General features: G+C 63.1%; 18 protein-coding genes. 7 read left to right on the forward strand and 11 right to left on the reverse strand.

The window, feature by feature from the left end; all coding sequences use genetic code 11:
- Positions 1 to 19: 19 nt before the first annotated feature.
- Positions 20 to 1,282, reverse strand: a complete 1,263-nt coding sequence (locus tag CAQU_RS02465) for a D-alanyl-D-alanine carboxypeptidase family protein (RefSeq protein WP_084562709.1) — start codon at positions 1,280 to 1,282, stop codon at positions 20 to 22.
- A gap of 163 nt (positions 1,283 to 1,445) precedes the next feature.
- Here CAQU_RS02465 and CAQU_RS02470 point away from each other — a divergent pair, with 163 nt between their 5' ends.
- A complete protein-coding gene (locus CAQU_RS02470; protein WP_084562711.1) occupies positions 1,446 to 2,777 on the forward strand; it encodes an adenosine deaminase in 1,332 nt (443 codons plus the stop codon).
- 80 nt (positions 2,778 to 2,857) lie between these two features.
- Here CAQU_RS02470 and CAQU_RS02475 read toward each other — a convergent pair whose 3' ends face one another.
- The 5 genes from CAQU_RS02475 to CAQU_RS12815 all read right to left on the reverse strand — a co-directional run bounded on the left by CAQU_RS02475 (position 2,858) and on the right by CAQU_RS12815 (position 6,174).
- Positions 2,858 to 3,073 (reverse strand): PspC domain-containing protein, encoded by a 216-nt coding sequence (locus CAQU_RS02475; RefSeq protein ID WP_075724923.1) that lies wholly within the window; start codon positions 3,071 to 3,073, stop codon positions 2,858 to 2,860.
- A 107-nt stretch (positions 3,074 to 3,180) separates the two neighbouring features.
- Positions 3,181 to 3,396: a PspC domain-containing protein gene (locus CAQU_RS02480; RefSeq protein ID WP_075724925.1), complete on the reverse strand. Its 216-nt coding sequence runs from the start codon at positions 3,394 to 3,396 to the stop codon at positions 3,181 to 3,183.
- A 161-nt stretch (positions 3,397 to 3,557) separates the two neighbouring features.
- Positions 3,558 to 4,784, reverse strand: a complete 1,227-nt coding sequence (locus tag CAQU_RS02485) for a hypothetical protein (protein ID WP_075724928.1) — start codon at positions 4,782 to 4,784, stop codon at positions 3,558 to 3,560.
- An 11-nt stretch (positions 4,785 to 4,795) separates the two neighbouring features.
- The gene (locus CAQU_RS13170; RefSeq protein WP_075724929.1) at positions 4,796 to 5,746 is read right to left on the reverse strand and encodes a C40 family peptidase; all 951 of its coding nucleotides are present in this window, start codon (positions 5,744 to 5,746) and stop codon (positions 4,796 to 4,798) included.
- On the reverse strand, positions 5,743 to 6,174 hold the full coding sequence (locus CAQU_RS12815) for a hypothetical protein (RefSeq protein ID WP_169836004.1): 432 nt from the start codon (positions 6,172 to 6,174) through the stop codon (positions 5,743 to 5,745). Before CAQU_RS12815 ends, CAQU_RS13170 begins: the two co-directional genes overlap by 4 nt.
- Before the next feature lie 103 nt (positions 6,175 to 6,277).
- Between CAQU_RS12815 and upp the strand changes: the two genes are divergently transcribed.
- Entirely contained in the window at positions 6,278 to 6,913 is a 636-nt protein-coding gene (gene upp / locus CAQU_RS02500) for a uracil phosphoribosyltransferase (protein ID WP_075724933.1), read from the forward strand.
- Positions 6,914 to 7,092: 179 nt separating this feature from the next.
- Here the strand turns inward: upp and CAQU_RS02505 are convergent, their stop codons facing one another.
- Positions 7,093 to 7,596 (reverse strand): hypothetical protein, encoded by a 504-nt coding sequence (locus CAQU_RS02505; RefSeq protein ID WP_075724935.1) that lies wholly within the window; start codon positions 7,594 to 7,596, stop codon positions 7,093 to 7,095.
- Between the two features lie 428 nt (positions 7,597 to 8,024).
- Between CAQU_RS02505 and CAQU_RS02510 the strand changes: the two genes are divergently transcribed.
- Positions 8,025 to 8,504: a helix-turn-helix domain-containing protein gene (locus CAQU_RS02510; RefSeq protein WP_075724937.1), complete on the forward strand. Its 480-nt coding sequence runs from the start codon at positions 8,025 to 8,027 to the stop codon at positions 8,502 to 8,504.
- A 142-nt stretch (positions 8,505 to 8,646) separates the two neighbouring features.
- Here CAQU_RS02510 and CAQU_RS02515 read toward each other — a convergent pair whose 3' ends face one another.
- Complete coding sequence (locus tag CAQU_RS02515) at positions 8,647 to 10,239, reverse strand: phospho-sugar mutase (protein ID WP_075724939.1); 1,593 nt, start codon at positions 10,237 to 10,239, stop codon at positions 8,647 to 8,649.
- The gene (locus CAQU_RS02520; protein ID WP_084562713.1) at positions 10,236 to 11,102 is read right to left on the reverse strand and encodes a purine-nucleoside phosphorylase; all 867 of its coding nucleotides are present in this window, start codon (positions 11,100 to 11,102) and stop codon (positions 10,236 to 10,238) included. The genes CAQU_RS02515 and CAQU_RS02520 overlap by 4 nt, the downstream gene beginning before the upstream one ends.
- Positions 11,103 to 11,314: 212 nt before the next feature.
- Here CAQU_RS02520 and CAQU_RS02525 point away from each other — a divergent pair, with 212 nt between their 5' ends.
- From CAQU_RS02525 to CAQU_RS02535, 3 genes are all read left to right on the forward strand, one after another.
- Positions 11,315 to 12,565 (forward strand): amidohydrolase, encoded by a 1,251-nt coding sequence (locus CAQU_RS02525; protein ID WP_075724941.1) that lies wholly within the window; start codon positions 11,315 to 11,317, stop codon positions 12,563 to 12,565.
- Between the two features lie 194 nt (positions 12,566 to 12,759).
- Positions 12,760 to 14,169, forward strand: a complete 1,410-nt coding sequence (locus CAQU_RS02530) for an NAD(P)H-quinone dehydrogenase (RefSeq protein WP_075724943.1) — start codon at positions 12,760 to 12,762, stop codon at positions 14,167 to 14,169.
- Between the two features lie 191 nt (positions 14,170 to 14,360).
- Entirely contained in the window at positions 14,361 to 17,765 is a 3,405-nt protein-coding gene (locus CAQU_RS02535) for a pyruvate carboxylase (RefSeq protein WP_425429699.1), read from the forward strand.
- Positions 17,766 to 17,860: 95 nt separating this feature from the next.
- Here the strand turns inward: CAQU_RS02535 and CAQU_RS02540 are convergent, their stop codons facing one another.
- Positions 17,861 to 18,514 carry a class I SAM-dependent methyltransferase gene (locus CAQU_RS02540; protein ID WP_075724945.1) on the reverse strand — a complete coding sequence of 218 codons (654 nt, stop codon included), beginning with the start codon at positions 18,512 to 18,514 and terminating at the stop codon, positions 17,861 to 17,863.
- Positions 18,515 to 18,717: 203 nt separating this feature from the next.
- Here CAQU_RS02540 and CAQU_RS12570 point away from each other — a divergent pair, with 203 nt between their 5' ends.
- The gene (locus tag CAQU_RS12570; RefSeq protein WP_075724947.1) at positions 18,718 to 19,311 is read left to right on the forward strand and encodes a hypothetical protein; all 594 of its coding nucleotides are present in this window, start codon (positions 18,718 to 18,720) and stop codon (positions 19,309 to 19,311) included.
- 88 nt (positions 19,312 to 19,399) lie between these two features.
- On the opposite strand, the gene CAQU_RS02550 is transcribed toward CAQU_RS12570, so the two are convergent.
- Positions 19,400 to 19,858, reverse strand: a complete 459-nt coding sequence (locus tag CAQU_RS02550; RefSeq protein ID WP_075724949.1) for a hypothetical protein — start codon at positions 19,856 to 19,858, stop codon at positions 19,400 to 19,402.
- Positions 19,859 to 19,999: the final 141 nt, after the last annotated feature.

Raw genomic sequence — 19,999 nt, forward strand, 5'->3', positions numbered from 1 at the left:
TTGCTGTGACTAGAAGGTCTTAGGCTTCGTACAACCCGGTCTTTTTGCGGCGCGCATGACGAATATTGGCTATTGCTGCCGGCACCGCGACGATGACTAGCAGCACCGGAAGTAGCCACACGAACAGAGGGGTTTTCTGCTTATCCGAGGTGACCTCGGAGGGGTCTTGGGCGATTGCGACTCCGGGGAGATGGGACTCGGAGGCATCGGCTGCCGCTACCGCCTCCAGGGGTTCTACCTCTCCGACTGAGACGCCGGGGGCTACCCCGTAGCCGGCGTCGATGAGGCGGCCGGCTTGCTCCCACGCGCGCCCTTTATCGATGGTGGTGTCGAGGACTACTGCCGCGAGGCGGCGGCCGTTGCGATCCACTGCGCCAACGAAGGTGTGTTTGGCGTCGTCGGTGTAGCCGGTTTTGCCACCGATGGAATCCGGGTAGTTCATCAGCAACCCGTTGTCGTTCCACAACTCATAGCCCGGCTGGTCGTCATACCCGGGGAAGTCGTATTTCTCGGTGGTCAGAATTGACGCAAATGTTGGATTCTCCCAGGCGTGGCGATAAATCAGCGCCATATCGAAAGCGCTGGTGGACATGCCTGGTGCGTCGAGTCCGGAGTAGCTGGCCGCGCGAGTGTCTTGGGTGCCCAGCGAGCGTGCCAGCTCATTGACCTTGGTGACGGTTTCCTGATCGCCACCAAGCAGTTGCGCTAGCGCGTGGGCTGCGTCGTTTCCGGATGCCATGAGCAGTCCGTGGAGCAGATCGTTGACCGAGTATTCGCCCCCGGCGCCGATTCCGACGGCGGATCCTTCCTGGCCTGCGGACTCCGCGGAAACCCGCACTTTCTGGTTGAGGTTGAGCTCCTCAATCGCGGTGAGCGCGAGAAGCACCTTGATGATGCTGGCCGGGCGGTAACGGCCGTGGGCGTCTTTGGCTGCCAGGATATCGCCGTTGTCGATGTCGAAGACGATAAACGACGAGGCGGTGTACTCCTCCGGTGTGACAAAACCGGGGGCTGCGACGATGCCACAATTGTTCTGTAGTTGTGGCCCACCGGTTTTGACCTGTGGGATGGGAAGCGGTCGGGGTGTGGCGTTGCCGGGGGAGGGCATTTCGCTGGTGTCGACGGGCGCCGGGGGAAGCAGAGATTGGGGGCAGCCACGGGTATCGGGGGCTGTCGAGCGTGGCGCAGGCGTGATCGCCTCAGCCCACGGGGCAACACCTGGGGAAAGTGTTGTGGTGAGCAGAGCAAGGGTAAGCGCGATGGGCGCGGACACGTGGCGCATGGGCGGTAAGTGTACCCCTAGAAGATCCGGCGCCGAACACTGTCCCTGCTTCGTTGTCCTTGGTGTCAATCACACCCACCACCCAGGCCCTAGCAACTGGCCCCGCCCTTTTAGCCGGTGCCGTGTAGGAGGAATCTTTGATGCGGGTATCGTTGAGCGCACTATGACTGACGCACATTCCACTGCTGTTTCCCGCGAGGCTGAGGTTGCCCACATCCTTGGCCACATCACCCCCGGAGCCCCGCTGGATCGAGACATCGTCCATGCCTTGCCCAAGGTTGTGTTGCACGACCACCTCGATGGTGGTTTGCGTGCCGCCACCATCGTCGAGCTGGCCCAAGACTGTGGTTATCAGGGGCTGCCAACCATGGACGCCGAGGAGCTTTCGGCCTGGTTCGTGCAAGCAGCGAACTCCGGGTCCCTGCCGAGCTATCTGGAATGTTTCGCCCACACCTGCGCGGTGATGCAGACCGCCGACGCTTTGCGCCGAGTCGCTAGGGAAGCGGTTGAGGATCTGGCCGCCGACAACGTGGTGTACGCAGAGCTGCGCTTCGCTCCAGAGCAGCACCAGGAACAGGGTTTGAGCCTGCAGCAGGTCGTCGACGCCGTGGTGGCGGGCGTGAAAGAGGGCGAGACCGCGGCCGCGGACGCTGGCCGCCCCATCGCCGCCCGCATCATCTTGTGCGGCATGCGCCATGCCGACCGCACCAAGGAGATCGCGCAGCTAACGATCGACAACTTTGGTGCCGAATCGCCTGCTGAAGGCTACGTGGTTGCCTTTGATATTGCTGGCGCGGAAGTTGGTTTCCCCGCCACCAACCATGCGGAGGCTTTTGAGCTGTTGCGCAAGCATTTTGTGCCGTTCACCATTCACGCCGGCGAAGCCGCCGGTTGTGACTCCTTGGCGGGCGCGGTGCACTGTGGCGCCTCGCGTTTGGGCCACGGCGCGCGCCTGTATGAGGACTTTTCGGCCAGCATTGATGGCATTGATCCGGGCGTGATGTCGGCGTATGTCCGTGATCGCCGTTTGGCGCTCGAGCTGTGCCCGACCAGCAACACCCAAACCGGCGTCGTCGATGACATTGCCGATCATCCGCTGCCCCTGTTGCATTCCCTGGGCTTTGCTGTCACCGTCAACACCGATAACCGCCTGCTGGGGGACACGGATATGACCGGGGAGATGATGGTTCTGGTCGATACTTTCGACTATGACCTGGGTGCGTTGTACACCCTGACGCTTAATGCCATGGCGCAGGCCTTTATCCCCGAGCTGGAGCGCGAAGACATTGTGCGCGGCGTGATAGAGCCGACCTTCACCCGGATTGGTGCGGCCCTGCAGGGGGATTTGTCGGATGAGTCCCAGGACACCCCGACCGGTGAGGCGCTGACTTCACAGCTGCAACTGTCTGAGGAAGAGCTGGCGGGTATCGATCCGGCTGTCCTCGAAGAGTTGGGCATTTCCCTTGATGATTTGGGTGTGAAGAACAACGACTAGTTGTTTCGCAACAGATCTGCGCCTCGGGCCCCGCACGAAAATATTTCGGTGGGGCCCGAGGCGTGTTTAGGTGGTGTTGTTTAGAAGCCGGGGCGTTTGGGGATGACGACGGCGGCGACGAGGTAGATCAGGGGGCTGAAAAGGTTCAGGCCTAGGGATGCGATGGCGACGACGAGGCGGACAACGGTGGGGTCCCAGTCGAAGTATTCGGCGATGCCGCCGCAGACTCCGGCGAGGTATTTGTCGGTGGAGGAGCGGTAGAGGCGGTGTTGGGGAGTGGGGAGCTGATTTGTCATGGTTTCTACTGTAGGTGGGTGTGGCTTGGGTCGTTGGGGGTTTTGTTTTTAAGGCTGGGAGATGCCAAAGCCCGCCCCACCTGTCGTGAGACGGGCGAGGGGCCGGGTTAGGCGGTGGGGTTTTTCGGCATGACGATGGCGGCGATGATGTAGATGATGGGGCTGAAGACGTGGAAGACGACTGCTCCGAGGACGGCCATGATGCGCACGAGGGCGGGATCCCAGCCGAAGTGTTGGGCGATGCCGCCGCAGACTCCGGCGAGGTATTTGTCGGTGGAGGAGCGGTAGAGGCGGTTGGTGGGGGTTGGGAAGTTGTTGGTCATGGTTTTAACGGTACGTGTGCGGTGGTGTTGTGCGCATCGGGTTTTCCCCTGAATAAACCCTGACTTTTTTAGTCGGGATTGTGGACTTTTCATTGGGGGTGTTGATGACAGCAGGGCCGCTTCCTGGTGGTGGAAGCGGCCCTGCTGGTGGTGGGGGTGGTTTAGAACTTGGTGAAGCGACCGATGAGGGTGTTTTCGAGTTCTTTCCAGCCTTCTACTTCGCTGGTGTAAGGCGCGGAGGGGATGTATCCGGAAGGTGCCCCACCGACGTAGGCGATGAATTCCTGGATCGCCGGGTTGGCGACCAGGATGGAGGACACGGAGTCGTCTTTGGCCCAGTCGGCGGCGTCGGCCAGCAGGCTGTAGGCCTGCAGCATTTGGTCTTTGTCGACGGCTTGGGGTCCCTTGGAGATCGCTTCGGCCAGCCCGGTGAACACGTAGGTGTTGTCGTCGTGTGCGGTGATCTCGAGGGTGCCGCCGTTGGCAGCGTCCATGATGTCTTGCCAGGTCGACAGCTTGGCCATGTTGTGGTCTTTGTGCTCGATGAGCCAGCGGACGAAGGCCTTGCGGTTGTTAAAGGACGTGATCTGGCCGTATTCGCCGAGGAATACGGGGGTGTCGTCGAGGTAGGTGCGCAGGGTGTAGAGGGTGCGGCCGTCGATGACGATTTTGACCGGGTCGATGCCGGCCTGGCCCCACACGGACAGGTCGTAGGGGTCGGCGGCGCGCAGTGCGGCCTTGGCGTCGGCTTCTTCCTTGGCTTCTTTGTCCTTGGCGGCTTGCTCGGCGTCGGCAATGCGCTGCTCGGCGTCGGCGGCTTTGGCCTCGTCGATGTCTTTGACGCTGATAGCTTCGTCGAGGGCTTTGATGACGTCACGCCAGCCACCCTTGACGACGTTGCCGACGCCGGTCCATTCGCTGAATCCGGCTTCGCCGGAGTAGTGGTCGCTGCCGCGGTCGACGTTGGCGAGGATGGAGTGGGAGGAGAAGAAGGATTGCACCGGCAGGAGGGTGAGGACGTCGCCGACGGAACGCGCGAAGCGGAAGGCGCGGGAGGTGGCGGAGACGTTGGCGTGGGAGGGGCGCTCCGCGAGCCATGCGGGCAGTTCGACGAGGTCGAAGGTGTTGCGGGCGTCGGGGACGACGCGCAGGGGGGAGTTGTCGTTGGAGTAGGCGCCCCATTTGGGGTGGTCGGTGAGGTCGTGGGGTTCACCGGATTCGAGGAACGTCAGCATTGCCCCCGGGGAAGCGAAGGCGTAGACGTCGTCGCCGTGTCCAAGCAGTGCCTGCCATTCGGAGCCGTGCTCCTTGTAGAGGGGTGCCCAGAGGGTATAGAGGTCGCCCTGGGGCAGGGAGATTTTGACGGGAACAATGCCGTTGGTAGCCATGGGGAAGCATTTTACCCTGTTGGGCGAAAACACCCCCGGAATGCCATACCCGCATTGGTGGTTCTTAGCGGGCCGGTGCTGACGGGGGAGCCGGCTTCGACGAGTTGTCCGTCGCCGATGCACATGGCGACGTGCCCGTCCCACACCAATAGGTCGCCTTCTTGGAGTTCGGCGAAGCTGACTTGTCGCCCAACGGTTTGTTCTTGGGCGAGGCGGGGCAGTTCGACGCCGGCTTGGCGCCATGCCCATTGGGTCAGCCCAGAGCAGTCGAGTCCGACACCGGGGGTGGTTCCGCCCCATTGGTAGGGGGTGCCGAGTTGGGTGAGAGCGGCCCGGACGGCGGCTTTTCCGGCGGCGTTGTTGGTTGGGGTGTTTTCGCTGTGGCTGCCGGCGGCACTGAAGGCGCTTGGGGTGTCGTGGGTGGCGGGATGGGGGTGTGCTTGAGCGGTGGCTTCTGGGGCGTGGGGTGGTGCGGTGTGTGGTGGGGTGGGCAGGGGGTGGGGTTCGTTGGCGATGGCGGTGAGCTTTGCGGTGGCGTGTGCCAGCTCCTGGGTGAGTTGTTCGGCGCGCCGGGTGGCGGTGGTGATGGCGGTGGTGGCGATGGCGTGGAGTTGGGCGTGGGCGGGCGCGTGGATGGAGGGGTCGGGGTGGAGGGCTGATGGTAGGAGACTGGCGGCGTGGTGAAAGGTGTGGTGGAGGAGTTTTTCGATGTCGTGCAGCGCGTAGATCAGGGGTCGTTGGGAGTGTTCGATGGCTTCGCGCAGCCCGTGGTGTTGTTGGGTGAGTACGTGAAGATGGGTGAGGGCGTTTTCGGCATTGGCGCCTGTGGCGGCGCCAAGGGTGGTGATGATGGTGGGGAGTTCGGATAGGGGGTTGTGGGTGGAGTGGTGGGGGTGGATGCTGGGGGCGTGGGTGGGGAAGAGGCGGATGATGTGGGTGGCTAGGGCGTGCAGGTCGATCATGCGGTGGCCTTTTCACCGTCGGATGCAGGGGGTGGGGTCGGTGGTGCGGCTGCTGGTGTTGCTGGCGGTGGGTCGAGGGTGCCTAGTTGGCCACTAAGTTGGCCACCTAGTTGGCTGCCTAGTTGGGTGCACAGGTGCTCGTCGGTGCGTTCGTAGGCGTCAATGGTGGCGTGCGCGATGGTGGCTAGTGCTTGGGTGTAGTGGCGTAGCGCGATGGTGCGGGTGTCGACGGCGGTGACGGCGCGTTCGAGGGCACTGAGGAAGTCGCGGGCGCTGGCCGCGGCGGCGTCCACGGTGGAGATCACCACCGGTGGGCGGAGGGTGTGTGCGGCGTCGCTGAGTGCGCTGGCCAGGCGTCGGGCGTGGTCGATGTCGATGTTGAGTTGCTGGTGGGCGGTGTGCAGGTGGGGTGATGGGGTGTGGTTCATGCCCGGTTTGACGCGCGGTGGGGGCGGTTTTGGTTCTGCGGGGGCTTGTGGGCGGGTGACCCGCATTCGACCTTTGAAAACTGTCGCCTCTAGGATGGCTCTTATGGACATCACTGTGGTTGATCACCCCCTGGCAGCTTCCCGACTGACTTTGATGCGCGATGCGCGCAGCGATAACGCGGCGTTTCGGGCCGCGTTGAAGGATTTGGGGGCGATGCTGATTTATGAGGCATCGCGTGACCTGCCTGTTGAAAATTTTGACTGCAAGACCCCCGTGGCTGTCGCACAGGGCACCCGCCTGGAGAACCCGCCGATTATTGTGCCGGTGATTCGTGCTGGTTTGGGCATGATCGATCCGGCGTTGTCGATGATTCCTGACGCCCAGGTGGGTTTCATTGGTTTGGCCCGTAATGAGGAAACTCACGAGCCGGTGCCCTATTTGGAGGCGCTGCCGGAGGACCTGACCGGGCAGCCGGTGTTTGTGGTCGACCCGATGTTGGCTACTGGCGGGTCGCTGTTGTACGCCATTCGTCTGCTCGCGGAGCGTGGCGCGACCGACATCACTGCGGTGTGTATGGTTTCCGCGCAGCCGGGCGTGGACGCCCTGGCGAATTCGGGGCTGCCGGTGCGCCTGGTGACGGCCACCATTGACCCGGAGCTCAACGAGGATGCCTACATTGTGCCGGGGTTGGGCGATGCCGGCGATCGTCTCTACGGGCCGCGCAACATCGACCTGTAGTGCCCGCTGCTGGCGCAGACACCACGAACCCCCACCTTTTTCAGGTGGGGGTTCGTCTTTTTCTGCCACTCCGCGGGCGGTGCGTGCGCTGCGTGGGGCGCGCAGTGACATGGCCGGGAGGTACTGGAAGGTGCCGGGGGTGCCGTGTCACCGCGGGGCCAGCGGTGGGGGATAAGGGTTTAGTCCGCCTGGGGCTGCAGCATCTGCATGAAGCCCATCAACTTGATGACCGTGGCCAAAATGCCCCACATCCGCTCAAACAGGGTTGCCACGGAGGAGCCGTCGGAAGACAAGGAGGACGATGCGGTGCTGTCCTTGAAACCACCACAGGCCTTCACCCGTTCCACCCCAGCGTTGATACTGCGCTGTTGCAGTTTGAGATACCGCTGGTAGTTCTCGGGCGAGTAATTCTCCCGCATCTGCGCCTTTTCTTCCTCGCTGACCACATAGCGATCGCGGAACTGCTGTTCCGTCATGTTCTTGGCTTCCTGCAGGTTAAGCGTGAGGGTGTCGCACTCCCGGAAAACCGCCGCCAGCTCTTCAGTCCTGATCGTTGACTCCAACAGGGTCAGCTGCAGGTTCTGGGCCTCCAGCGGCATCTGGGCCTCGGCGATGTGGGAGGAAGAAAACACCGTCAAAGCTGCCAAGCCAATAGCTGCCACGGAGGTAGAAAAACGCTTCATGATCTTTTAAGTCCTCGGTGCGTCGAATCGAAGTGGGGATGGGTGCTGTGCCCGCACGTCCGGAACCACGACACACCCACGTGGGGCAGTGGCCCACATCGGGGTGGGGCGCTGAGCGCCACGCTAAGCAGGCGGCTAAAAACGGGTCAAACCCGCGGTAGTGGCTTCGCCACCAGGGGTGCACCTTCGGGCGCCCCCACCTCCTGTCCACTGCGCAGCCACCAAGGCGAAAAACCTCACCTCAACGCCCCGGAAGGCTCACAACTTGGGGTACCCCCGCCGCCCGCCCCGGAATCAGGGGGCAGCGGGGGCTGCCCGAAAGGGTGTACCCGTGGGGAAGAAAAATCCCCAAAAACGTAGCACGTCTGCTGCGCAACACGTTATGCTTTTGCCCAGCTAACACTACGACCACTTTTAAGGGGGATAGCATGCACCTGCGCAGCTACGGATACGCCTTCGGAGTGCGCCTGAAAAAACTCCGCCTCATGCGCGAACTCACCCAAGAAGAACTCGCCACCAAAAGCGGGCTGAGCCGCAACATGATCGTCAACTACGAACGCAACCTCAGCCGCGAAGAAAAACCCGCCAACCCCACCCTCGACCGGATCTACCGGCTCGCACAAGCACTCCAAGTCCCCGTCGCAGTCCTTTTGCCCTGCGCCACCACCGCCGTCACCGACAAGTGCCAACCGGAAGAAACCAAAAACCTCGCCATCGACGTCACCTGGCCCCTAACCGAAGACGACACCGCGCCCTTCAGCCCCGCCGAAGTCGACGGCGACAGCCGCCTCGACAACCACCGCATGCCCGGCAAACCCGGCAGCACCAGGCCCGCCATCCGCCACTTCGACGTCGCACTCAGCACCCACCACAACCGGCACCAACGCACACCCCGTCCCCACGCCTAACCCCCACCGCACCCCGCCCGATCACACCAGATCACACCGGGTCGCACCAGCTCGCGCCGGAATTTTGACCAGGCCACGGCACCCCCAAAAAACACCAAAGGGGGGCACCCCAACAGTGCCCCCACATAACCGTCGCCCCACACTACAACTCACTCAACGCAGACCTCACCTCCCCGGTCACCGCCTCCAACAACTCCTCCGCACGCGCCATATCCCCACAGTGCGAAACCTCTATATAGAACTTCGCCTTCGGCTCCGTGCCACTAGCCCGGGCAATCACCCGCACCGACACCTCATCATCACCCGCATTAAGCACCACCCCCTGATTCGAACGCAACGGCGCACTGTCCACCGGCAACCCCACCAACGTCGACGGGGCATGATGAATCAACGTATCCACCAAAGCAGCCGGATCGCTGGTACGCACACTGACCTGCGCGCCCGCAAAACGACCATACGTCTTAAACAACGCCTCCAGCTCATCGGCCAAACTCCGGCCCGAAGCCTTCAACTCCGCCGCCCACGCACAGGTCACCAACGCCGTGGCAATACCATCCTTATCCGGCACCACATCCGGGAACGGGCACGTGCCAATCGCCTCCTCATAAGCAAACACCAACTCGCCAGGACGACCATCACCCGCCCGCGCCAAATTCTTAAAACCAGTCAACGTCTCCTGGAAATCCCAGCCACGATCCCGCGCAATCTCACCCAACAACTGCGAAGACACCACCGTCGTCGCCACCACCGGGGCAGCCCAACCACGATCCGCAGGAAAAGTCGGCACCAACCGCGTCGCCAACAACGGGCCCAACTCATCACCCCGCAACATCCGGAAACCACCCTCACACGGCACCCCCACCGCACACCGATCAGCATCCGGATCCAACGCAATCAGCACATCAGCGCCCTGACGCGCCCCCTCTAACAGCAACAAATCAGTAGCCCCCGGCTCCTCCGGATTCGGAAAATCCACCGTCGGAAACGTCGGATCAGGATGCTGTTGCGCATCCACCGGAACGCTGCGTGCAAACCCCGCCGCCTGCAACGCCTGATTCATCGCACGGCCACCCACCCCATGCATCGCCGTAAACACCACACTCAACGCCGCGCGCTCATTATTCACGCGCAACTTATCGCCCTCCACCGGATTGACCCGATCCACAATGTCATCAATGTAGCGACGCAACGGATCCGCACCAGGGCGCACAGACACCCTCGGCACCTGCAAAGGATCCCCCACCGCCTGAATATGCTCCTCAATCGCACGATCATCAGGGCTGACCAACTGCGCACCACCAGCCACATACACCTTGTAGCCATTATCAGCCGCCGGATTATGGCTCGCCGTGATCTGCACACCAGCATCCAACCCCCGCGACTTCACCAACCACGGCATCACCGGAGTCGGCGTCGGGGTCGGCAACAACAACACCTCAAACCCCGCGCCCGCAAACACCTCCGCCGCAGTACACGCAAACGTGTGGGAACCATAACGAGCGTCATAGCCCACCGCCACCCGAATCGGGCCATCCTGGCCATACATATCCGCGCCAATACTGCCCTCATCCTCCTCATCCAACATCGAAGGATGCGGAATATGCAGCTTCGCCGAACGCTCAACCAACCACGCAGCCAAACCCGCCGTCGTACGAGTCACCTGCGTGACATTCATATGGTCCTCGCCCGGCCCCACCGGAGCCCGCAAGCCAGCAGTTCCAAACTTCAAACTCATAGGTTTCGCACCACCTTCGCCAACAGCGCACCACACTCACGAGCAGCCCGCGCACCAGCCTCCAACACCTCATCATGATCCAACGGCTCACCCGTCACACCAGCCGCCAAATTCGTCACCAACGACAAACCCAACACCTCCACATCAGCCGCCCGCAGAGCAATCGTCTCGTACACCGTCGACATGCCCACCAGACCAACCCCCAACACCCGCAACATCCCAATCTCCGCCGGCGTCTCATACTGCGGGCCAGGCATCATCGCATACACCGCCTCATCCAACCCCGGCTCCAACTTGTGCACCAACGCCCGCAACCGCGGCGAATACGCATCAACCATGTTCACAAAATCAGCCCCCACCAACGGAGTGCGCGCCGTGAAATTAATGTGATCACAAATCACCACCGGCTGCCCCACACGCATCCCCTCAGCCAAACCACCCGCAGCATTCGTCAACACCACCGCACGCGCACCAGCAGCAGCCAACGTGCGAACCCCATGCACCGTCCGCCACAACTCCACCCCCTCATAAGCATGCGTGCGCCCCGTCAACAACGCCACCACCCGCGACGCACCATCCCCCACAGCAGGCACCCGCAGCACCACCACCTCACTGCCATGCCCCAACGCCGTCGGCCTGACAAACCCCGGCAAACGATCACATGCCAGCCGCACCAACACCTCACCAGCAGCCGCCAACTCATCCGCCGCCGGCTTCCACCCCGAACCCAACACCACCCCCACATCAATCCGCTCCACCCCCGCCGCAGCACACAACTGCGCCGCAGCCTCAGCCGCAACAGCCAACGGATCCAACAAACCAGCCAAAGAGCCATCAACAGACGAGCCAACAAGATCAACCATGACCCCAAGGGTAGTCAAACCCAAGCCCCAACATCGCCCAACCCAACCCCACTCAACCCCACACCACACCCACCCCAAAAAACCACAACATATTTCCAACTAGCCCACCCATCTTCTAGGCTTCACAACAAACCCCAAAACCACACAAACCACCACCCCGGAACGCGCACCCAACCCCCACACCCGAAAGAACCCAAGGAAGTCAGGCAAAGATCTCAGTGAAGCTGACACACGCAGTGGACGCATGGCTCGTCGAACACAGCGACGACGTCCGATCCTGGTTCACCCACCTCCACACCCACCCAGAACTCAGCCACCAGGAACACAACACCACGGCCTTCATCGTCCACACCCTGCGCACCCACGGCATGCAGCCACACCTATTCAACCCCACCGGCGCCATGGTCGACATCGGCCCCACCCCCAACACCATCCCCACCTTCGACCAACACGCCCCCGCCCAAACCCCCGGACTCAACCCCACCGCCACACCCCACCACCCCCACATCGTCGCCTTCCGCGGCGACATCGACGCCCTCCCCATGGAGGAACAAACCGGCCTCGACTACGCCTCCACCAACCCCGGAGTCATGCACGCCTGCGGACACGACGCCCACGCCACCATCGTCCTCGCACTAGCCTGCGCCCTCAAAGCCAACGAACACCTCCTCACCAGCCCCGTACGCTGCATCTTCCAACCCGCCGAAGAAGTCATGGACGGCGGCGCCCCCGACATGATCGCCCAAGGCGCCCTCACCGACGTCGCCAGCATCTTCGCCGTCCACGCAGAACCCAAACTCAAAACCGGACAAATCGGCGTCAAAGCAGGAGCCATCACCTCCGCCGCCGACGTCCTCAGCATCACCGTCACCGGCCCCGGCGGACACTCCAGCCGCCCCCACATGACCGCCGACGTCGTCTACGCCCTGAGCAAACTCGTCACCGAACTGCCCGGACTCTTATCGCGCCGGGTCGACCCCCGCACCGGCACCGTCTTGGTTTTCGGGCACATCGAAGCAGGGCACGCCCCCAACGCCATCCCGGAACAAGGAGTGGTCTCCGGCACCATCCGCACCGCCGACATGGCGGTGTGGCGCACCATTCACCCCCTGTTGGAAGACCTCATCCACCAGGTGATCGCCCCCACCGGCTGCCGTGCCACCATCAACTACCAGCGGGGCGTGCCGCCAGTGATGAATGACGACGCCGCCACCGCGCTACTGGCCGAAGCCGCCCGCAGCATCGACCCACACTGCCTGATGGAAGCCTCCCAATCCTCCGGCGGCGAAGACTTCTCCTGGTACCTCGAGCACGTACCCGGCTCCATGGCACGCCTCGGCTGTCACGCGGGCCAAGGTGCACTTCACGATCTGCACCGCGCCGACCTGGTCGTCGACCCCCGCGCCATCGGCGTCGGCGTGCGCCTATTTGCCTCCATCGCGCAACGCCTCGCCAGCGACTAAAGCCGATTGCGGCCCGCATCAAACCCGGCAGTGGGGGAGTAAGGCGGGGGCTTAACGGCACCCCACCAGGGCAAGTGCGTACACTTGGCAGTATCTGTGCCCACCGCACAACGGTGGCTCGGCGGTAGCAACCCTGATTGGAAAACAGCTACCGCGCACACACACTCAACCCAAAACCCCTTCACGGAGGATAAGTGTCCAAGCGCATTGTCATCATCGGTGGCGGCCCCGCCGGCTACGAAGCAGCACTGGCTGGAGCCAAGTACGGCGCCGAGATCACCTTGGTTGAAGACCAAGGCCTGGGTGGCTCCGCAGTCCTGTACGACTGCGTTCCCAGCAAGTCCTTCATCGCCGCGACCGGCATTAAAACCGACCTCCGTCGCGCCGACGACATGGGATTCGCCGACACCGCCGACACGAAGGTGCTGCGCCTGTCCGAACTGAACCAGCGCGTGAAGACCCTGGCCGCCGACCAGTCCCACGACATCCGCTCCCAGATGAAACGCGCCGGCATTCGAGTCATCGACGGCCGCGGTGCTTTCGACGACTACCAGTCCAAGCAGTCCATCCACTACGTGAAGATCACCCACGCCAACGGCGAGACTGAAACCGTCGAATGCGACCTGGTTCTCGTCGCCACCGGTGCATCCCCCCGCATCCTGCCGGGCGCCCAGCCCGACGGCGAGCGCATTCTCACCTGGCGCCAGGTTTACGACATCGATTCCCTCCCCGAGCACCTCATCGTAGTGGGCTCCGGTGTCACCGGTGCCGAATTCGTCTCCGCCTTCGCCGAGCTCGGCGTGAAGGTCACCATGGTGGCTTCCCGCGACCGCATCCTCCCGCACGACGACGCCGACGCCGCCGACGTGTTGGAGACCGTGCTCTCCGAGCGTGGTGTCGCCCTGGAAAAGGACGCCCGCGTTGACACCGTGACCCGCACCGAGGACGGCGGGGTGTGCGTGCGCACCGCCGACGGCCGCGAGATCTACGGTTCCCACGCCCTGATGACCGTGGGTTCCATCCCGAACACCAAGGACCTAGGGCTGGAAAAGGTCGGAATTGAAACCACCCCCTCCGGCCACATCAAGGTCGACCGCGTCTCCCGCACCAGCGTGTCGGGCGTGTACGCCGCCGGCGACTGCACCGATTTGTTCCCGCTGGCCTCCGTGGCCGCCATGCAGGGCCGCATCGCGATGTACCACGCCCTCGGTGAGGGCGTCAGCCCGCTGCGCCTCAAGACCGTCGCAACCGCCGTATTTACCCGCCCCGAAATCGCCGCCGTGGGTGTCACCCACAAGGAGATTGAATCCGGTGAGGTGTCCGCCCGCGTCATCGTGCTGCCGCTGGCAACCAACGCGCGCGCCAAGATGCGCTCCCTGCGCCACGGCTTCGTGAAGCTGTTCTGCCGCAAGAACTCCGGCCTCGTCATCGGTGGCGTGGTGGTGGCGCCGACCGCCTCCGAGCTGATCTTGCCGATCGCCGTGGCCGTCGATAAGGGCCTGACCGTCAACGACTTGGCGAATACCTTCTCCGTGTACCCGACCCTGTCCGGTTCCATCACCGAAGCCGCCCGACAGCTCGTCCAGCACGACGATCTCGGCTAACTAAGCCACAATTTTCGCTACCCACCCGGCAGGTTTTTTCTCCTGCAGGGTGGGTTTTTGCGTGGGGTGATTGGTGGGAGATTTTTCACGCAGGCGGGTGATTTTCGCCCTGTGATCCTGTGGTACTCTCATGCAAGTTAGTGACCTATGCCATAAATAGTTTGGCATGCAGAAGAAAGGCCCACCCCGCCTTGAGTGCCCCCTCTTTTAAAAAGATCCTCGTCGCCAACCGTGGCGAAATCGCCGTGCGTGCATTCCGTGCCGCCTATGAACTAGACGCGGAAACTGTTGCCGTTTATCCGAAGGAGGACCGCAACTCCTTCCACCGCAGCCACGCCAGCGAGGCGTACCGCATCGGTACGGAAGGTTCCCCGGTGAAGGCGTATCTCGACATCGACGAGATCCTTCGCGCCGCAAAGGAATCCCACGCGGACGCCATTTACCCCGGCTACGGCTTCTTGAGCGAAAATGCTCAGCTGGCGCGCGAATGTGCCGAAAATGGGGTGACCTTCATCGGCCCGTCCCCGGAAGTTCTCGATCTAACCGGTGACAAGGCTCGCGCGGTCAAAGCAGCTCGCGAGGCAGGTCTGCCGACGCTGAATGAATCCGAGCCGACCGACGATATCGATGTGCTCGCGGAACAAGCCAAGGGGCAGGCATATCCGCTGTTCGTCAAGGCCGTCGCCGGTGGTGGCGGTCGCGGTATGCGTTTCATCCCGGAGGAAAAAGAGCTGCGCCACCTCGCAGCCGAAGCCTCCCGTGAAGCGCTGAGCGCCTTCGGCGACGCGCGCGTCTACATCGAGCGTGCCGTGATTAATCCGCAGCACATCGAGGTGCAGATCCTGGGTGACTCCACCGGCGATGTGGTGCACCTGTTTGAGCGCGATTGTTCCCTGCAGCGACGCCACCAAAAGGTGGTGGAGATCGCCCCGGCGCAGCACATCAGCGAGGAGTTGCGCCAAAAGATTTGCGCCGACGCGGTGAAATTCTGCAAGCACATCGGCTACTCCGGTGCGGGCACCGTGGAGTTCCTGGTGGATGAAGCCGGCGAGTATGTCTTCATCGAAATGAACCCCCGCATTCAGGTGGAGCACACCGTCACGGAGGAAGTCACCCAGGTTGACCTGGTCAAGGCGCAGATGCAGATCGCTGCCGGCGCCACCCTAAAGGAACTGGGTCTGACGCAGGACTCCATCCAGGTGCACGGTGCGGCGCTGCAGTGCCGCATCACCACCGAGGACCCTGCCAATGGTTTCCGCCCGGACACCGGCACCATCACCTCCTACCGCAGCCCGGGTGGTGCGGGTGTGCGTTTGGATGGCGCCATCCAACTCGGTGGTGAAATTACCGCCCACTTTGACTCCATGCTGGTGAAGATGACCTGCCGTGGCAGCGATTTTGCGACCGCTGTGGCGCGTGCGCAGCGCGCGCTGGCGGAGTTCCACGTCTCCGGTGTGGCGACCAACATTGGCTTCTTGCGTGCCCTGCTGCGCGAGAAGGACTTCACCACCAAGCGGGTGGCGACCAGCTTCATCGCGGAGCACCCGTGGCTGCTGTCTGCCCCGCCGGCCGATGATGAGCCGGGCCGAATCTTGGATTACCTGGCGGATATCACCGTCAACCGTCCGCATGGTTTGCCGCCGGCACAGATCCGTGCCGTGGATAAGCTGCCGACCTTGCCGCACACCCCGCGCCCCCGAGGCAGCCGCGACATGCTGCGCGATTTGGGCCCGGCGGAGTTTGCGAAGCGTCTGCGTCAGCAGGACGCGCTAGGGGTCACTGACACCACCTTCCGTGATGCGCACCAGTCGCTGCTGGCAACCCGGGTGCGTTCCTCCGCGCTGGTTGATGCCGCCCGCCACATTTCTTATCTCACCCCGGAACTGCTTTCCGTGGAGGCCTGGGGTGGCGCCACCTACGATGTGGCGCTGCGCTTCCTGCACGAGGATCCCTGGGCCCGACTGGATGAGCTGCGTCAGGCGATGCCGAACGTGAACATTCAGATGCTGCTGCGCGGCCGCAACGCCGTCGGCTACACGCCCTACCCGGACTATGTGTGCTCGAAGTTTGTCGATGAGGCCGCACGTTCCGGCATCGATATCTTCCGCGTGTTCGACGCCCTCAATGACGTTTCGCAGATGCGTCCCGCCATTGAGGCGGTGCTGGAGACCGGCACCTCTGTCGCGGAGGTCGCAATGGCCTACTCCGGTAACCTGGCCGACCCGAAAGAAAAGCTCTACACCCTCGACTACTACCTGCGCCTAGCGGAGCAGATCGTCGAGACCGGGGCGCACATCCTGGCTATTAAGGACATGGCGGGCCTGATGCGTCCGGCGGCCGCCACCAAGCTGGTGACCGCGCTGCGTAAAGAGTTCGACCTGCCGGTGCACGTCCACACCCACGACACCGCTGGTGGTTCCCTGGCAACCTATCTGGCGGCCGCCAACGCCGGCGCCGACGCCGTCGATGGCGCCTCCGCGCCCCTGTCGGGTACTACCTCCCAGCCGAGCCTGTCGGCCATCGTGGCGGCCTTTGCGGATACCTACCGCGATACCGGCCTCGACTTGGAGGCCGTGTGCGACATGGAGCCCTACTGGGAGGCTGTGCGCACCATGTACGCCCCGTTCGAGTCCGGTACCCCCGGCCCGACCGGTCGCGTCTACCACCATGAAATCCCCGGTGGTCAGCTGTCGAACCTGCGCGCCCAGGCGGTGGCGCTCGGCCTGGCGGATCGTTTCGAGCTGATCGAGGACAACTACGCCGCCGTCAATGAGATGCTGGGGCGCCCCACCAAGGTCACCCCCAGCTCCAAGGTGGTTGGTGACTTGGCGCTGCACCTGGTGGGCGCCAACGTCAGCCCCGCTGACTTCGTGGCCGACCCCCACAAATACGACATTCCGGACTCCGTGATCGCCTTCCTGCGTGGCGAGCTGGGTACCCCTCCCGGTGGCTGGCCGGAGCCGCTGCGCACCCGCATCCTCGAAGGGCGCGCGGAAACCTCTGCCGCCCTGGTCGACGTGCCTGAGGAAGAGCGCGACAACTTGGAATCTTCGGACGTGGCCACCCGCCGCGCCTGCCTGGACCGGTTGATGTTCGCCAAGCCGGCAGCCGAGTTCGTGGAGCACCGCCGCCGCTTCGGAAACACCTCCATCCTGGACGATCGAGAGTTCTTCTACGGCCTTGTTGAGGGCGAGGAAACCGTCATCGATTTGGGTGACTCCGTCGCCCTGGTGGTGCGCCTGGACGCCATTTCCGAGCCGGATGACAAGGGTATGCGCACCGTCGTGTTCAACGTCAACGGCCAGATCCGCCCGCTGCGCGTGCGCGACCACTCCGTGGAGTCCACCACCCAGGCTGCCGAGAAGGCCGACCCGACCAAGCCGGGTCACGTCGCGGCACCGTTTGCTGGCGTGGTGACTGTCACCGTCATCGAGGGCGATGAGGTCAAGGCCGGCGATCCGGTGGCCATCATTGAGGCCATGAAGATGGAAGCCACCATCACCGCCCCGGTCACAGGCAAGGTTTCTCGCGTGGTGCTGACGCAGGCCGCCAAGGTCGAAGGCGGCGACCTGCTGCTGGTCATCGACGAAAGCTAGACGCGCCGCTGACTATCCAAGCCCCGATACCACTGCCACAGCTGCACTGGTATCGGGGCTTAGTTGCGTGTAGCGCAAGAGCGAAAAAAGGGGGCTTAAGCATTCGATGGGGCGACGGCGGTAATGAGGAATTGTCGCCACGGTTCGTGCCCGGGCATGGTGCCGTGGACCAGTTCATGGTCGTAGACCTCCGTTAGCTCCCGCACCGCGATGTCAGTAAAGCCAAATGTGCAGAGAAACTCCGCATACGTGTCGCTGGTCGCCCGCGCCAGCGGCAAAGCGTTGAGCGTGTCCTCGTTGTAGGCCGAAAGATAGTGCTCTCGCCAAGCAACGCCTGCGGGTGCTGGTGCGCAACCCCACGGACCATCCGCGAGAAGGAGTTGTGCGCCGGGGCGCAGCACGCGGGCTATTTCTGGCCACGCAGCCGCGGGGAGAGTCCAGGCAATGTTGCGCCCGATGATCGCGTCGATGCTGTCACTGAGCAGTGGCAGCGCACAGGCATCGGCCTGGAGGCAAGGACCGGGGTGAAACGACAGCATCCCCGCTGTGAGATCAACGCCGATGGGGGAGTGTTTCTGCCCGAGTGCGCGGCTTAAAAAACCAGTCCCGCATCCCAGATCCACCGTGCGGTCGTTGGGGTTGAGATAGGGCGCGAAGATGTCGTGCCACAGTGTCCAGTTCGTGTGTGCCTGGGCGTGGTGAAAGGAGCTGGCGCGTTCCTGCCAGTACCCGGCAATCACATCAGTCACAATTTTCTCAACATTCTCTTTTATTTACCCGGCCACTGCGGTAGGGTGGTGAGCCTGAAACGCTAAGGATACAACCCCAAAACTCGTATCCTGCGCTTTATACGGTTTGCAGCGCATCTGCGAGAAAGACACTCTAAGTGTTTCTCTGTCACAGATCGTCAGCCGCACACCATCTTCTTCCCCGACTTGCCGAAAGATTTTTCATGCGCTTTAAGAAGACCGCAGCCGCAGCACTCGCCGTGGCTACCGCAATGACCGTCGCCCACCCCGCAGAGGCACTCACCCCGAAGCAGCAGGGCTACATCAACCGCATCAACGGTGCTTCCTGCACCGAGGTTCGCCTCGGACTGGCAAGCCAGGGTGTCACCAATCAGGCCCAGCTGGCCGGCGCTGCCCAGTCTTACGCGCAGGGCCAGGCAGGCGGAAACCTCACCGCCTCCCAACAGGAGTTCGTCAACGCCGCTGTCGCCGCCGGCACCGCTAAGGCAGCTTCCTGCGGCATCAACCTTGGTGGCGCTCCCGCTGCACCGGCACCTGCCCCGGCTCCGGCACCTGCTCCCGCACCGGCACCGGCCGGCAATGCCGCACCCGCACCTGCTCCCGCAGCAGCGCCTGCTGGCAGCGTGACCCCGGCGCCTGCCGGCCAGGCAGCCCCCGCTGGCCAGGCCCCCTCCATCCTGAACTCCCTGCCGCCGCTGCCCCAGCCGGTGGCTGACGCCATCCGCGGCGCCGAGTTCAACTGGCAGCAGTTCATCGCATGGCTGCTGGACATGCTCAACAAGTTCCTGCGCCGCTAAACACCGCGACAGCACCAGGATCGAACACAAGGCTCATCTCCTCAACGTAGAGGAGATGAGCCTTGAATCGTTCTCACTGCAAACGACGCTACTTTTTGCAGATATCGTCTTCGACGGGGACCTCCAAGAAGCCTTCCGCCCAGCGGCGCACCGTTTCCCGGCCTTCCTTGGCAGCATCACCAACGGTCTTCGGAGTAAGTACCGGATCGTTGGGCAACACCCGCTCGGTATCCCCCGCCGGAGAGACACACAGGCATGCCGGCTCGCTCGGCGGAACATAGTCGCTGTCGCGCTCCTCGGGCGCTACAAACCCCGCGGGGAGCACCAATTCGGCCAAAGCCAGCAACTCCACACTGGTTTGCTCACACACAGCCCACGTCAAGCGGGTGTTGGCCGCCCAGTCTGCGCGGGCCGTGGCCACCGTGTCAGCGAGTTGCTCTACCGGCTGGTCGAACACCACAGACAGGGCGGGGCGGTCATCGATGCGATCATCGTCGTGCAGTGGCCGCACATAGAAGCGGCCGCCGTTGATCTCCATTGGTTCCATACCAACACAGTTTAGGCTTTTCGCATCTTTGAGGAAGCCAGGCGTGCCCGCAACCGCCACACCCGCCACACCACCCTGCCCCTGTGGGCGGTTTTGCCCAGGTAAACTCAAGAAAAACCCATGTTGTATCGCGGTAATCGT

It is taken from the genome of Corynebacterium aquilae DSM 44791, from assembly GCF_001941445.1.
Classification (GTDB): domain Bacteria; phylum Actinomycetota; class Actinomycetes; order Mycobacteriales; family Mycobacteriaceae; genus Corynebacterium; species Corynebacterium aquilae.